The sequence below is a fragment of the Mycolicibacterium sp. XJ879 genome (genome assembly GCF_053483935.1).
Map to the genome: position 1 here is coordinate 1 of NZ_JBEFTH010000010.1, position 15,426 is coordinate 15,426.

General features: G+C 56.9%; 11 protein-coding genes. 6 read left to right on the top strand and 5 right to left on the bottom strand.

Features of this window, described 5'->3' with window-relative positions:
- Positions 1 to 1,388: 1,388 nt before the first annotated feature.
- From ABQF13_RS19875 to ABQF13_RS19890, 4 genes are all read right to left on the bottom strand, one after another.
- On the bottom strand, positions 1,389 to 2,315 hold the full coding sequence (locus tag ABQF13_RS19875) for a hypothetical protein (protein WP_448394508.1): 927 nt from the start codon (positions 2,313 to 2,315) through the stop codon (positions 1,389 to 1,391).
- A 567-nt stretch (positions 2,316 to 2,882) separates the two neighbouring features.
- A complete protein-coding gene (locus ABQF13_RS19880) occupies positions 2,883 to 3,395 on the bottom strand; it encodes an SHOCT domain-containing protein (protein WP_448394670.1) in 513 nt (170 codons plus the stop codon).
- A complete protein-coding gene (locus ABQF13_RS19885) occupies positions 3,299 to 3,772 on the bottom strand; it encodes a hypothetical protein (protein ID WP_448394509.1) in 474 nt (157 codons plus the stop codon). Before ABQF13_RS19885 ends, ABQF13_RS19880 begins: the two co-directional genes overlap by 97 nt.
- 22 nt (positions 3,773 to 3,794) lie before the next feature.
- Complete coding sequence (locus ABQF13_RS19890; protein ID WP_448394510.1) at positions 3,795 to 4,292, bottom strand: LppP/LprE family lipoprotein; 498 nt, start codon at positions 4,290 to 4,292, stop codon at positions 3,795 to 3,797.
- A gap of 525 nt (positions 4,293 to 4,817) precedes the next feature.
- On the opposite strand from ABQF13_RS19890, the gene ABQF13_RS19895 reads away from it, so the two are divergent.
- The 6 genes from ABQF13_RS19895 to ABQF13_RS19920 all read left to right on the top strand — a co-directional run bounded on the left by ABQF13_RS19895 (position 4,818) and on the right by ABQF13_RS19920 (position 13,368).
- On the top strand, positions 4,818 to 5,123 hold the full coding sequence (locus tag ABQF13_RS19895; protein ID WP_448394511.1) for a DUF732 domain-containing protein: 306 nt from the start codon (positions 4,818 to 4,820) through the stop codon (positions 5,121 to 5,123).
- A gap of 460 nt (positions 5,124 to 5,583) precedes the next feature.
- A complete protein-coding gene (locus tag ABQF13_RS19900) occupies positions 5,584 to 5,964 on the top strand; it encodes a hypothetical protein (RefSeq protein WP_448394512.1) in 381 nt (126 codons plus the stop codon).
- A gap of 2,016 nt (positions 5,965 to 7,980) precedes the next feature.
- Entirely contained in the window at positions 7,981 to 8,682 is a 702-nt protein-coding gene (locus ABQF13_RS19905) for a hypothetical protein (RefSeq protein ID WP_448394513.1), read from the top strand.
- Positions 8,683 to 10,124: 1,442 nt separating this feature from the next.
- Complete coding sequence (locus tag ABQF13_RS19910; RefSeq protein ID WP_448394514.1) at positions 10,125 to 10,334, top strand: type II toxin-antitoxin system RelB family anti-toxin; 210 nt, start codon at positions 10,125 to 10,127, stop codon at positions 10,332 to 10,334.
- A gap of 386 nt (positions 10,335 to 10,720) precedes the next feature.
- Positions 10,721 to 12,631: an ATP-dependent nuclease gene (locus ABQF13_RS19915; RefSeq protein ID WP_448394515.1), complete on the top strand. Its 1,911-nt coding sequence runs from the start codon at positions 10,721 to 10,723 to the stop codon at positions 12,629 to 12,631.
- Between the two features lie 185 nt (positions 12,632 to 12,816).
- Entirely contained in the window at positions 12,817 to 13,368 is a 552-nt protein-coding gene (locus ABQF13_RS19920; RefSeq protein WP_448394671.1) for a recombinase family protein, read from the top strand.
- 67 nt (positions 13,369 to 13,435) lie between these two features.
- Here the strand turns inward: ABQF13_RS19920 and ABQF13_RS19925 are convergent, their stop codons facing one another.
- Positions 13,436 to 15,352, bottom strand: a complete 1,917-nt coding sequence (locus tag ABQF13_RS19925; RefSeq protein ID WP_448394516.1) for an AAA family ATPase — start codon at positions 15,350 to 15,352, stop codon at positions 13,436 to 13,438.
- Positions 15,353 to 15,426: the final 74 nt, after the last annotated feature.

A 15,426-nucleotide genomic window follows, 5' to 3' on the forward strand; every position in this document is an offset into this window, starting at 1 on the left:
CCACTCCGGCCAACTTCAAGACCGCATCAACGCACTCTGAATCAGGAAGAGCCAAGAGGGCACAACGTAGTCGAGGGTGTGGTGTCCGCCAGCACGGACGGGAAATAGGTGGTCGAGACACAGCTCGACTACTGGGATGTTGCCGCAAGCCATAGCGCGAAGGGCGTAGCTTCGTTCGCAATCGTACATAGACCGGCAAACACCACACATGTTCCGGCGACCATTTGGTCCATCAGTGTTCGGCGCAAACTTGGTCAGGGGCTTCCACTTTCCTCACCGATAACATTGCCTAGGTAAATCGAATGGCAGGATTCCGAGAGCATGGCCCAGCGGGAGAGCCGGATTGAGATTGCAGACGATGCCCGTCATCGGTCGCCAGCCTTGGTACACCCGTCCAGAGGCTCTCTGAAGCGGCTCATGTCGAAATCTTCACCGTGTTCAGGTATTTCGTGACAACGCACGGATTCTCTTTGACGCAGCCATTCCTCAAGAGACGACGCACGGTAATAGACCTTCGCACCAATCTTCAAGCTCGGAGGCCAGCACGGATTGTTCTTGCGATGACGCCGCTCAGTACTGTCCGATATCCCGCAGATGCGGAGGAATTCTGTACGGCTGAGTAATTCGGCAGTTTCTAGCATGTAGAGTCCTCAGAGCCACGAGATAGGCTGGCCCACAACCAGACGAGGATCTACTTCCCCATCTGCCCTTTATGAACTGCGGTGGCGCTGTTGACAGGACGAGAGTGGTGCTAACAGCCGCTGGGCGCGAGAGCTGCGCTTCGACGTATTACTTGTGGGGTGGTGTGAAACCCAATGATAGACTGAATGCTATTGCTACAAAGCATCGTTCGATGACGCTCGTCGATGGCCAGTACCGGTCGATCACGGCAGGTAAGTTCGATGAAATCCAACAAATTCGAGCGTAAGGAAGTCGAATAGGTCTCACGCCAAGCCTGGCGTAGTGGCAAGAGCCGACAAGAGGGATGACATAATCAACGTATGCCTGAGGCAGCCGAGGAGTCACCGCACAACGTGGCCGAGTATCAGGCTCCCGTGACACGGCTGAACCTGCGCTATCGGCATCTCAAAAACCGCCCTAGGGTCGGCGGGCGAGGTGATGAGATTCATTGTACGGCCGACAATACGGGTGAAACTATCCCGCTAAAAGTTGCCTCCCGATACACGTCGGGGCGACCACGCTAGCGCTACAGTCGTTGGCTGCATTCCGCTTCGTCATAGCCTTCCAGCGCCTGGTTTCACCCGAATACTCAGAATGACCTTTGGGATGCTCTTGGGAACTCCGGGGCTCACGCGGAGCGATTTGGGTGGCGATACCTCGGCGAGAACCGTTCTGGGGCGCTCCTACGAGGATCGGTCGGGACATGATCAGACCGGGTAGACGTTTTCGACGCTCACAAACATGCCTCTGCCACTTTGGTCGTTTGTTATGCGGGTGCCATCAATAGTCGGCCAGATCGTCCATCCGAGGAACTTGTAAGTCGTGCCGTAGTTGAGGACAACATCTCGCGCCATTGCCTCGCTGTCACCAGGAATGTTCCCGTTACGCCATTCAAAAGCCCCTACATCGGTGACCTTGGCGATATTCCAGTGGTATTGGCGGTCCCCGTACGTTTCGACGGGTGCCTGCGGGAAGCCCTGAGGGTACTGGCAGCTGACCGTCGCTTCCTCGATGATGCAACGGACCTTGCCAGATGCGGTTCGTACCAGCGCATTAGCAGGTGTGGTGACTCGGGGCAGCGAGTCTACTGGTGGCGGTGCTGTCCGAGGCGTGGGCATCGGCAATGCCGGAACTGTTGAAGGGGCTGTCGGGGTTCTGTATGGATTTGAAGACGTTATCGAGCATCGATATTCGGTGAGTGGCTGAAGTGCCTGGTCGGTGAGGCGAGTGGCGACCTCTTTATTTCCAAAGCCTGATACGTCCGACACAAAGACCGTGATGCTTCCGTCGCCTGCTGTGCACGACGCGTAGCTATACCTACCGGTCAGATACTGCGGGTACGCACGCATCTGGCTCTGCGAGGTGAACTGGAAGATAAAGAAGTGCGTCGAGAATCCACCGCCTTCGGGGTAGCCCCTGCACCCCCATTGAGGCACGGGGTATTCGAAAGCCTTCGTGAAGCCAACGCTGCAGACTGACCTAACCCAATCATTCATTGAGCCAATCGATGCCTGGATACTGTCATCGTCGGAAGCCCGCCGCTCATCAGAGGTGCCTGCGCTAGGAGAGCTTGAGCATCCCGCAACGAGCGCGACAAGAACGGCACCGGCGATCTCTTGGAGGATTGTCTTCACGTGGTCCGCCCTCAACTCTCACACACAAACGCGTTCACGTAGCCAACAAATGCGGCGGAACCTTCGTCCGTTATCGCCTGTGTCACGGTCTGGCTGCCGACGTCGTAATTCGCGCTCAAAGTCCAGATCAAGACCCAGCTTCTGGCACGTCGCAAGGGCGGTGGCTAGCAGTTGTGTGTCATCGCAGAAGTACGACGCTACGCCGTTTTCGTGCGCGGCCTGGATGAAGCCCATCTCGTCAGGCCCTGATGCCGCGGCCACTGAAATTGCGGTGTCGGTGCTCTCTTGTTGACTGCAACCGAGGGCCTGCCACACTGCGATGGCCTGACTAAAAGCATGCATGCGCTTCATCTAGCGACCCCGTTCATCCGCAGCACGACTGTACGAAAGCAGAAGTCCGTTGTCTCGCTTACATCAAATTTCCGAAGTTGGGAACCTCCAGGTGGTGGAAAGGCGCTGTACTCGACGGAGTACAGGCAGTTCTGTTCTGTGCGACATTGTGTGAACTCCGGCAGAAGCTTGGACTTACTCAAACCAAGGTGCCTAAGCGGATACAGGTGCCAGCAGTCAGGCAGATGTCAACACCAGGCGAATGGTGCTGCTGATCGCGGTGCTGAACCGTCCGGCAGGGGGCCACCACCCAAGTTCAATACTTTGAGGCCACCAGACAGGCTTGGTAAGGCCATTCGTTGGCCTGTTGTGTATGCGGCGGATTTCCTCCGCACTGGTGCCTGGGGGAATCGGTGCCCGCAGTTCGCCGACACGTGTGTCATCGACGATGACCGCCACATAGGTGCCGTCAGTCGGCTGAGGAGCCGAGCCTCGGCGTGCAGTCCTTGTCCCGTTAGCCCCTTGGCGGGCAAGGAGTCGAGCCTTCAAGTCTTGAAACTCCGTGTCGGTTAGGACGCCGCTGTCGCGAAGCTCGGCAAGCTTTTTCAGCTCGTCCGCGATGGCGCAGTGGCTACACTTCGCGAGTCGATCGCTTAAAAGGAGTAGACGTTTTCGATACTGACGAACATGCCGTGGCCGGTTTGGTCGTTGGTAAATCGCGTACCTTCGAACGCGGGTGTGATCGTCCAGCCGTTGACGTGGTAGGTCTGCCCGTAATGCAAGACGATGTCCTTGGACATCGCTTGGGTCGATCCTCCGATGTTTCCAACATCCCAGTTGAGCTGGCCGTTACCTCTGACTACTGCGAGGTTCCAGTGAATCCCCGTGCTCGGGGCGGGTGCTTGGGGAAAGCCGGGGTTGTACTCGCACACGACCAGCGGGCCGCCACCGTGGGCCGTGTCATTCGCGTAGACAAGGCAGCGCACCTTCCCCGACTGCGTTCGGACAGATTGGGCATCGTCGGCGCGTGCAGGCGCAACTACTCCAGGAAGCAAGGCAATCGCTGAGGTGGAAATGGCTAGCGCCACGAATGATCGGCAGGTCTTCAAAGGTGCGTTCCTGATCATCTGATGGAAAGTAATGCTGGAGTTACCACTTCGGCGGAGGAGCGTCGAGCATGGCGACATGATCGCCTTGCCACCGATAACGGACGTTGTTAATAGCTGCGGGCGGGCACGCGTTACATTGGCCCGGTGTTTTGTAGCTAAGCACCACGGTGTCGTCAGTGGTCTGCGCTGCATTTAGCGATGTGTAGCTGTATGCCTCTGATGTCGCTTTCCCGATGTAGGTCCCTTTGTGGAACATCAGCGCAGTAACTGGGGAGCCACCCGTCGCACCCTCGACGGTGACAAGTGCAGTCGACAGCGTTGCGCAGGGGCTGAAGTTGCCCTCCATTGTTCGTGGATCGGTGCTCCACCGCCACCCAGTGCCGGGGTAGGGCGGCAGTTGCGCGGTCGCCGCGATCACCTGGGGTGCGGACAAGTTGACCCCGCACTCACTTGGCGGCGCAGCGATTGCTGTCCCGCTAACGGCGACCCCAGTCCACAACACGGCACATGTAAGCGACGTTGCCGCCGGTCGCCGCATTTGACTGCCTCCTCAAGAAGTTTGGTTGATGACCAAGCACTAAGCGTCGGACGTTAGCATGGCGACAAGTAACTCTGCAGCGAAACTGGCAAATGCACTCTAGTATTTACGTTTACGTCAACACCTAGTCTCCGGCTATTTGTGAGGAGAAGTTGGTAAACTCAGCAACCATCGCGTAAGGGCCTATCGGGATGTGCAGCCCAGCAACGCGGGCCGCTCCGAACATTCGGAATCTGGGTTCAGTGTGCACGCAAGGAGTTAAAAATCGCCATGATGATTCGGTTGGGCGAGGTCATCCTCGCGGCAGTGTTGGGCATGATGCGGCAGCTCGGGTCGCAAGCGCGGATGAAAGCTTCTACCTCAATCAAAGCTCCTCCAACGCCGAGATGGAAACGCTGGCGCACGTGGCGGTCGACAACCTGCGCCCCGAGGTCGGTTACCCATTACTCAGCGACTCGCAGCGCGCCGCGACACGGGGGCTCGATATACGTGAGAATCCCCCTAACCGCACTCTTGGTAGCAGGAGTGTCCATACTCGCGGCTGCACCAGCATCCGCAGAATCCGATAGAGAGGGTTACGTTCGCGCGCTCGATGCAGCAGGCCTCATCGATCACGACGGTGATCCGTGCAACATTGTCAACGGGCTGTGCCACGGCCAGTTTCCGAATGCGGCGGCCTCAATTAAGACCGGGTTGTGGGTCTGTGGACAGGCCGCGAAGGGCAGGTCGCGTGCATCGATCGTGTACGACCTCAGCCACGGCGAAGGTTTGATGCCGTCGTCCTACAACGCGCCAATTATCCACGACGCCGCCATCACTTACCTCTGCTGACGACCCGACAGATTGGACGCAACTATGACTACGATCAGGATCTCCGTGGCGTGGCCGGGTTCTCAGGGAGGTTAGTGAATTTGAGGGTTTCTCTCCGTCCACTCGCGTTGCTATTCGCCGCCACGGGGGTTTCGATATGCGCATTAGCCTCACCCGCCGTCGGCTCGGCGCAGTCAGGTGGCTCCACAATCTCAGGGCCCGAGATAGAACAGCTGCTTCGCCGCGGCCTGGAGGCAACTCCCGGAAGTCCGGCGGATGCGAGCCAGATCCGCTGTCCGGTCACCCGCGAATACGGCGACGGCGATGTTGCCAGATGCACGGTGCCCGTAGGCGATGGGAACGTCGAGGTACTACTCGTAACCCTGTTCCAAGAGGGTGCCAAATGGCGATTCGCGATCGATATCCAATGAAGGTCGCCACCATCGGGTGTAGGCGCGTCGGACGGGAGGTAACCCACGGCATGAAGATCAAGTACGGCCTAACCGCCGGACTTTTCGTAGTGACGGCCTTCGTCAGTATGCCTGCCGCCTTCGCCGACAACGTGAACGATGAGGTGCGCCGCGCTGGTGCCGGGGTCTGCCCAGTGTTGGCAGAAGAGCCGTACATCAACGGATTTCGGACGTTAGCCGGGATCGCCGCCCAGTCTCCAAAGCTGACCAACGACCGCGAAGTGGTCCGATTCCTGGTCCAATCGGTGGACACATATTGCCCGCAGTACAACTACGTCGCGAACGCCTACCTCACAGCCGTTCTGAAGTACGGTCTGCCACCGGCCTGGTGCGTCCCCTCTACCGTAGAGCCGATCCCGCAGGTCGGCGGGCGGGTCATGGCATGCCCTTAGCGCCGAGATTGCCGTGCTGCTGCCCGAAGCGCAGCGGCCGACCTTGTCGAAATCCTTGAGTCTCATGTACGTGGGCTGCGTCGTGGGAACGGCAATAGGCAGATTCATCGACATGACGGAGTTAAAGCGTTGTCCGTGAGGAAGCTGAGCGCCTGTAGCCGTCGCACGTCCAGCCGGGGGAGGGATACTAATGGCGAGGAAGTCTGCAAGTAAGAGCAAGTGTCTCGACTGCGGAAAGATCGTCAGCTTCCAGGAGCGCGGCGACTTCCTTATGTGCACGTATTGCGGCTACAAATACCCAATCAAGACGGACCCAGCGTCAAGAGACAATGAAAATCACACGAAAAATCGCATCATCCACGTACCTTCGGCCGGTCTGACCAGGCACGTACTTGACGGCAAGAAAAAGCGCGCCACACCGGCATTACGCGCTGGCGGCGCGCGCCTTGTGGTGATGGAGGAACTTCCAGAGCTAGGACACTTGAACGTCAGGCGGCTTAAACAACTCTTCGGTACGCGGTCGATGTCTGCACGTTACTGTGGTAAGGATACCGTGACGTGGGAGCAATCGCATTCGGTAATCGTGACGACGAACTATCTTCCGCGGGTCGATGAGTCGGACGCGGGAACCTGGAGACGCTTGGCGCTAGTGGAGTTCAGATACCGCTTCTCTAAGGGGGAGGCGCGGGGACCTAATGAGCGCGTCGGAGATCCTAACCTCAGAACCCGCCTGCGTGACGGCGAAGATGGGCAGCACGAGGCGATCGTTGCTTGGTTAGTCGATGGTGCGCGTCGTTGGTACAAGTTGGATCGAGTGATGCCTGAGTTACCGCAAAGCGTCGAGACATCGACTGCCGACTGGCGCAAGCGGGCTGATCTTTTGTTGAGGTACATCGGTGATCGATTGGAATTCGATCCGTCGGCACACGTTTTGCGCACAGAACTATTCGCAGACTTCAGTGAGTGGCTAAAGACCACGGGGCACCGGTCCTGGAGTGACCAGACTTTCGGTGACCGTCTATTAGAGCAGCCCGACGTGAAAGCTCATGATGTTGTGAAGAAGCGAGTCACTAGGCGTGAAGGGCTCAGTCGGTCACCAGACGGTGGAGGTGCAGCAGCACCGGGTAAGTACATGGCGTACCTGGGGATCCGGTTCCAGAGGAGCCAGCTAGGCACAGGGTCGAGGTAGCTCTCGACAGGGAAGGACAGGGGAAAGCGTGGAGCTTGCTAGTGTTAGAGAAATTCTCGTTTTATATACCCTTGTCTACCTGTGCCATGGTATTAAACGACAAGTCAGACAATAAGTTTCAAATCGAGAACTCGATCACCGCGGTTGGTTTCAACCCTGTGGTCCCGCCTCGCGGGCGATCGCACGCCCTCAAACGGGACGAGCGTAGATGTCTTCGCGAGGGTCTCGGATCGAGGCGACCGAGCGGTCGATAAGTCGACATGTCTCGGTGGCGAGCAGCCCACGAAGCTACCAGCCGCTAGTCGATCCTTTGCGTAGATGTCTCGGCGTCGTGCTGAGATCGCCAAAACCCGCACAAAGGTTGAGGCAAACAGTGAGAATGGCATGCAAGTCCTAACGTAGTGCACTGAGGTTGAAGCGAAGGGCGCGGAAATGTGTAGGCCCAAATGGATTCGTAGCTTTGGTCGCCAAGTTGGTTTGTCCGGGGCCTTCGAACTGGTTGGCTTGCTAATCGTCGCAGGCAGCTTCTTCTTTACCGAAGACACTGACACCGGGTGGGCAGTGATCACCATTCGTGAACAGATAGGTGTGATCATTCTGGGAATCGGACTTATCGTTATTGGTATATCACTAGATGAACGCTGGTCTAAGGCTCCCAATAAATCCGAAGAGCGCACTTCGGGAAGACCAGAACGAGACCAACATAATCCTTCGGGTGGCCAAGATCCATGAGTCCACTCGCGCGACTGTTACCAAAGCGATCCCCACGTCCAAACCGATTCCCTAGTCGGTTCGTAGCCCGTTTTATACAAGGTGTCATCTTTGCATTGCTGATCGCAAGTGGCATCTACACATGGATCCTCTATACCAGCACGATCGACCGCGAAGCCTTGGATCTAGAATTCGTGAAGGCGCTGCTGACATTCATGACGATCACTGTGCTTGGTGGCGCAATTACTTTTCTTCTACACGACGGTGAAAAGCTACGTGACGTACGCGAGGCGCAACGGTCAGCCCGTGCACGAATGCGCGAAGATATTTTCAAGAAGCTCATGGAAGCGTATCACGAGTTGCATTTTTTTTGGAGCGAGTTGAATGCTGCAGGGCTAAACACTGAGACCAATTCGCATCCGTTTTTGAGTATAAAGCAACTGGCGGTACTCCAGACCGAGATGGGTAGGCTGCGAAGATATGTCTACTTGATGGACGATATCCGTCGCGAAGTTCATATCGAGGCTGGCGAAAGTGCTGACACGTTTGATCGCAAGAATAGCCAGATCATCGTCGGAGTTATGAAGTATTTTACGGAAGAGCTTCTTGGGCCAATCGTTAAGGAATGGCAGGAAAACGGCAACTACTTTTTTTATCGCGATAGGCCAGAAATGCCAACAAGTAGTCTCGATACACTATTGCCGAAGCTTCAAGAATATCTGAGAATGACAGCCGAAAGCGCGAAGGGCGAGGAGATGCTCGAAAAAATAGGGCAGTTGGAGGAGATTATATACCGCGAAATAGTTGATGGTAGGTGAGCGATTCCGCGCGGCCGTAACGTCGAATACATCAGACCATAGCGGGGCTCGCCTTCTTAGTGGAGAGTTCGGCGGGGGACCGCGCATCCCTTGCGAGGTAGAGAACGGAGCCCCGGATCACGCATACGCGTTGTGCTGCAATGCATTTCTCATGCCGTCGATCGCAGAGTTAGTGGCTCAGCTGACTTCGGCTAGCAGCGCAGATTCGACCTTCGCCGGTTGAATGGATCTAGACGCCCGTATCATGGCTGACGGAAAACTCTCAAATCGGAGGCCTGTAAGCATCGGCCTTTCGTCGGAGTATTAGCATCGCGGCGTCAGGCCACCGTGCAAATGCGCCGTTGGAAGGGCCGTGATTCCGGAAGAGCTGGCCAGCCACAGGGTAGGGGAAGGTTGGGCATTCGTGGACAGGGTTTATTCGCTATTTCTATATAGACCAATTACTCGTATGCATGAACAACCCCTGTCTTCCCTGTCGACTAACCCGTAAAATACCTGGAGAGCGTCTCTGCCCTGTGGCGTCGTTCAAGGAACTGACCCCTTGTTCGCGTGCGCCAGCCCGGACAATGAAGGCCAACACATTGGGTCCGAAAAGCGTTGTACTTGCGAATCATTCGCGCTCATAGCAGCAATCTGATGGGCAGGGTCCTGGGTGGGATTTCCCGCAGGTGTTGGAGGAATCCGGTACCACCGGAGCGATTTGCGTGGTCGATACCTCGACGAGAACCGTTCTGGGGCGCTCTTATGAGGGTCGGTCGGGACATGATCAGACCCGGGTACACCGCATTGCCCTTGCGGGCCACGGCGATGACGTCGGCGCGGAACTCGGCGGGAAACGGTGTCGGCACGAGGTTGATCCTTTCAGCAAGGACGAATCCTCACAGGTCAGGAGTCAACCAATCTGGGGGTGGACCCACACCTTGTCTCGTACGTGGAGATCATGGAGCTCTCCAAACGATGCTGGCTTACAAATTTGTCCGCATCATCGAGGAGTAACCCTTGGATCATTGAGAGCCAGTCGCCGCTAGTGACCTTCCCAAATTGCGGGTCCATTGGGTTGCGGATACCGAGGCACCAGCTCTGGATAACCCTCTAGACCTTGCTCGATCATTTGGTCCAACCGCCATCGGAACAGATTGCATACCCCTTCTTCTGGCTGAGTTTCGTCGTTAAGTTCAATCGACGTATCGCCGTCTGCGCGTTTTTGGCACTCTCGGTTGTTTAGCTCGGTGAGGCGCTGATTCCTCGCCTCTGGTGATTCGGATTCGCAAGCTGGAATGAGCGCAATGGCCGCAACGAGACCGATCTTTGCCATGCTTTGAAACGAAAAGCTATTCCACACACCCATCGCAGCCCCTTAGGTAGTGGCGGCCAGGTCGCACAACGTGGTTCCGCGAATATCCTAAATTGGGATTTTCGGAGGTGCAAGGTCCGCTAGTGCCGTGGAAGAGTCGCTGTACTCAACGGAGTACAGGCAGCTTTGTGCGCTATTGCGTCGGCTTCGCCTGCAACCTGGACTGACACAGTTCGAAGTGGCCGAGAGGCTAGATGTTTCGCAGTCGTTCGTCAGCAAGTACGAAAGCGGCGAACGACGGCGCGACGTGATCGAGCTTCGTCATGTCGCCGAAGCTATTGGGGCAACGCTAGAGTGATAAACTTCGCACCACCGTGCCCACCGGGATATAACGCAAGTCTCGGGATGCAACAGGGATATCCGCCCGAGTTCGTAAGGTGCAAGGCAATTGGATTGCTGAAGCTTCAACACATCGAGCTTATGTGTGGTGGCAGTTGGCGATCCGGTGGCATCACATGTTCTAGCGAACAGGTTGGCGTCACCTGCAGGGACGCGACGACCGGTCACTTCTTCAAATCGCGCGTGAGGCTTATCAACTGGGCTAGGGCACCGGCCCAGCCGATCCACTTGCAGTCTCAAATCAGACGACATGCGGGAGTCTCTAAACTGCGTGTTAGAGATGCCTGTCGCTACGATGGGCATCCTGGGCCAGTGGGGCAGTCGGTAGGAGTAACGTCGCTGCTCATGCGACTGCGCAAGGCAATTATTATGCGGTATCGCTCCGTGGAATATCTCGAAATCGAAATGGGGCCGCTGACGATCCTGTTTGGGCAGAACAATGTTGGCAAGACCAACATGCTCGAAGCCATCTATGGAATCCTCGCTCCCAACACCATGCCCGGCTACCCCGCGGCTGAGAACCTCGCCAGCGGCGTACGAGGCGGTGACACATTGGTCACATCGCTTCCGGTCGGAGCGGTCTACGCGGATCTGAAATCTGGTCTTCTCTTTGATGACGAGGCTCTGACACTAGCTCGCCGCGAGGGTCAGTGGCCTCCGTACGGTCGGTGGTTGCTGGCCGGTGACGCGGACATTGACGCAGACTTTGACGACGAGGGTTTTGAGGTTTTTGAATTCAAACCTCTGCCGCCCCGTCAGGTTTCGTTCGTGTCCGATTCCGTCAAATCAGGACTATGTGTTGCGGATCCACAGCCGGTCTTTGCGGACGTGGTCAACGAGAACCTAATCTACGACAAGTTCGATCTTGGACCGATTGAGCAATTCGTAGCGCACTGCTGTGTCGACGAACCCCGGTCACATCCGTTGTTCCTGGACTGGGAGTTCGCCGACCTCAGCAATAAGGTCACTCTAGAGATCCTTGAAAATGTCCACTGGCTGGAAGAAGTCCACGCTCAGGGGGATCCGGCGAACTCAACGGCAGATGACCGTCGCTGGCGCGTAAAGCCGGGAACTCGGAAAGTAATCGACATTGTCGCGGCGCTGGCATCCGTGCTTCTTCCCGATTTTCTTGGCGGGATGATCCGGGCGCGATTGGTGGTGCCGACCATGTGGGGAGAGGCGCCGCGCGTATTCGTGACCTATGAAGAGCAAGGTCCTGGACAGCATGGGCATCCGGTTTCGGATATCGGTCGCGGTGCTGCGCGCTGGATCGCTGCGTCTACGCAGATCGCTATGCACCTGATAAAGAATTCTTACGCAGACATCGGCGACCTACTAGAGGGCGACAAGCGGTCATTCAGTGGACATGTTCTCTTTATCGATGAGCCTGAAGCTCACCTTCACCACTTAGCGGTGGACAGCATCGTCCGCTGGTGCCAGCGGATGGTTAAGTCGGGATTCAACATCGTTGTGGCATCGCACCATGAGGCGTTCTTGCGCGCGTCCGGGGACGAGGTCCGGTTCATCAAAGTCAGCCGTGATTTCAAATTTCGCACACAGGCCCGAACTTTGCTCAGCACAGCCACCCCACTACTACAAGAACTCGCCACCGAAGTCGGCATGCACCCAGCCACAGTGCTATCGCTTTACCGGGCCATCCTGTTCGTTGAGGGACCGCTGGACAAGGCTGTACTCGATGAGTACGCCACTCCCCAACTCGATGCCGCCGGAGTACTCATCATTCCCATACACGGAACGAAGAACCTTGAGGGGCTGATCGATGGCGAGTTCACCACTCGTCTAGGCGTCAAGGCCGGTGTACTGACCGATAACACCATCACTACGACGATGTGGAACCGATCCGGCAAGAAGCGGACGGGCGAGGAGAAGAAGTTAGTTAAACTGATCAAGAGGTTTGAGGACCAAGGTCTTCCGCGCCCGGACTTATTCGGCGTACCTGAAGACGACCTGTTATTTGCGCTTCCGGTAGAAGCCATACGGCAGTACTTGAAAAGCCCGTTTCCGGGCTGGCACGAACTGCGAGACGAGTGCCGCGCAGCCGAGGGCCTTGGTCCGTCGGACTCTCCCGACTGGAAGTCTTACGCCGAGAACCGATATGGACTTCCTATCACCACGTCAGACGGAGTAAGGGCCGTCGTCCACGCGCTCGACTTGGCTGGTGTCGAATTGCCATCGATCCGGGTCGTCGTCGATGAGATCATCAATTGGGCCAAAGAACCGCACGCTCCAGATTGAGTTCCGTAGAACGTCTCGAAATAGACCTCATCTGAGACAACTCGGTGGGCCGTTAGGCTCGCCGCGTCATCCGAGGACGGCGTGTCGCAATAGTTAGTCTCAGAAATATCTGTCGCGTATGTAGCGTTGGAACCTTTGTGAGACAGACTGCGGCGCAGCCGAATAACGATACGTCGGGTCAACGCATCGGTTACACACGCACGTCCACCATCGCACAGACATTGGATCAGCAGGACGAGGCCCTTTCGGCTGTCGGTGTGACCAAGGTTTTCTCTGACGTCATCTCAGGCGCACGCGACGCCCGGCCAGGACTCGCCCAGCTCCTGGACTACGTTCGTGAGGGTGACCACGTAGTGGTCTGGAAGTTGGACCGACTAGGCCGAAACCTGATGCACATCCTCGACACGGTCAAGGCGCTAACAGATCGCGGCGTCACCCTGGTCTCGCTGTCGGATGGGATCGACTCGTCTACCGCTGCAGGAAGAATGATGATCGGCGTGCTTGGCTCCCTTGCGGAGTACGAGCGTGATCTCACGATCGAGCGAAATGCCCTTAAGAGAGCGAACTCTCGTGCAAACGGCGTCAAGTTCGGTAGGCCCAAGAAGGTCAGGGACACGGACCACATCGCCACGGCGAGACGGATGAAGGCAGATGGTCACACGGCGAAGGACGTCGCGAAGTACTTGGGTGTGTCACGGGCGACTTTGTATCGGTACTTAACGGACGCAGCCGCATAAATGACTTAGGCGATAGAACGACGTCTAGTGGGCAGTGGAGATCTCGTCACGTAAGACAGCCAGGGAGTCAACGCATGGGCGCTTCGAAGATCGCCGTCCACGCCTTGTGAAGATCTCGCAAGGCGTCACGTGCGTCGCGGGGAAGCTGAATGTCCTTTGTGTTGTTAACTAGTCCGTACGCGATCACAACATGGCCTGGAGTAGCGACGCCTTCGCGCTTCCCCCAATCTTCAAGAAGCTTCACTACCGGCTTGCCTGATCCTAAATCGGACTCCGTCAGTTGCTTATTGGATGACATCAAGGAATTGACCGTCTTTACAAAGGACGCACGGCTGACGAGGTCCTCGCTCGCCCAGCCGTCGGGAAGGGAAAAGATGTGCTCTTCATCGATGCCCGCCTCAGATAACTGCTCCGCGTACTTCCCGCCTTCGGGGTCGCCGTCTGTTAGATAAAGGACTCTTGCCGCAACGTCGGCGACGCGCATGTCAAACGCATGCGCGGCTGCAAGACCAGGCGCGATTTGGTAGCTCAAGTCTTTCAAGCCTGTTGCCTTGCGAATCAGTGTGGGCAACAGGATCATATCCGCTGCTCCCTCTGCGAGAATCGCATAACGGCATGCTGAGAACGCTGCCGCTGAGGCTCCCATCGCGTAGAGGAGCGGAGCGAAGCCAGGTTCCTCGTTGGTCCAGAAATCGTGCCGGATTTCACTGGCGTTGGCGCGATCAGGGTCCTTCCGCAGTAACCGGATGCCGGTCCCGAGGTCGGTCGGGAGGCATCCAGGTGAATGCGTCGTGTAGAACACTTGCGTCGCCTCAATCTGCTTAAGAAGAACCCCGACGAGGTCAGCTTGGGCGTCGAGGTGCAGATGCGTTTCAGCTTCGTCTATGAGAAGAATTGGTGGCACGGCCAGCGGCTGCGAGGCCAAGAACGCTGCAAGCGCCACGAACGTGCGGAGGCCGTCGCTGCGCTCTTCGATGTTGGTAACCGGGCCGCCCTTGCCTAACTCCTTCAACCACACTTCGATTGTGTTGTCGGTTACCTTAAGCCGGGCGGCTATGTCTGATTGATTCCAGGCTTGCGTAAAGAAGTCATGGAGCCTCTCGTTCGCTTCCTCTATGTAGGACTCACGACTGCTACCGTCGCCCTGCTCGATGAACTGCCACAAGCGGTTTAGATCCACGTCCGCGATCCGCAATAGATTCGCAAGCGCGGGCTGTGGCTTCTGCCGGTTGGCTTCCTCGTTGATCGGGTGAGTCGTAGCTAGTCTTCGGTCTGACTCGCGAAATTGCACGAACTTCGGGATACGATTACGCAACCGTTGGTTGGTCACGCTTTGTGGGTGCGTCGCTCTGGCGATTGCAGCGGCGTCTTGCAGTAGCTCCGCAGTCTTGGCGTCGCGGGGTTTACCAGCCTTGCTCGTGGGAGGTACCTCGTTGAGCCATCCGCACAACGATTGATTGGCAGCTGCGACCTCTTCCGACCACGACTGTTCAGGATCATGCAACGCTTCGGCCACAAGGCCAGCCCAGGATCCAGGTGTGTCGGCTGCTTCCTCGGCGTTTTCAGCTTCTGCGGCGAACTGAGAAGCGAGTCTCTTTTGAATTGATTCGAGGCGTGTCGCTGCTTCCTGGAATGGTCGTGGGTTTCGCAGCGGCGTTGGTATTGCGCCTGCTCTGATAGAGCCATCCGCATGCTTTTGGAATAGAAAAGTCCGCGGCGTTTCGGCGAGGTCCAAATCGGCCAAACTTGCAACATCTTCGTCACCAAGCTCAAACTCGGCTTCGACAACGAGGCTAGACGGCGGAGTGGTCCGGTTCGCGTACGAACTCGGGAGCGCGTCTTCTGCGCCGTTGGTGAGCCATGTCAGCGCTTCGAGCAGCGTTGACTTGCCTGATTCATTCGATCCGACGAACGCAAGTATGCGGCTATCTGTATTGCAACTGGTTCGAGCCAGCCGTTTGAATCCCTCGAATCGTATGTTCACGCAGTGCACTGGTTCTCATTTCTCGCTGGTCAAGCTGCGCCGTTCCACCAGGCGTCCCAGACGCGGTCTACCTT

Bases quoted from the DNA above. Each gene is read 5' to 3' on its own strand.
- ABQF13_RS19885 (WP_448394509.1), bottom strand. From the start codon at position 3,772: ATGATCAGGAACGCACCTTTGAAGACCTGCCGATCATTCGTGGCGCTA.
- ABQF13_RS19890 (WP_448394510.1), bottom strand. From the start codon at position 4,292: ATGCGGCGACCGGCGGCAACGTCGCTTACATGTGCCGTGTTGTGGACT.
- ABQF13_RS19900 (WP_448394512.1), top strand. From the start codon at position 5,584: ATGAAGATCAAGTACGGCCTAACCGCCGGACTTTTCGTAGTGACGGCC.
- ABQF13_RS19915 (WP_448394515.1), top strand. From the start codon at position 10,721: ATGCGACTGCGCAAGGCAATTATTATGCGGTATCGCTCCGTGGAATAT.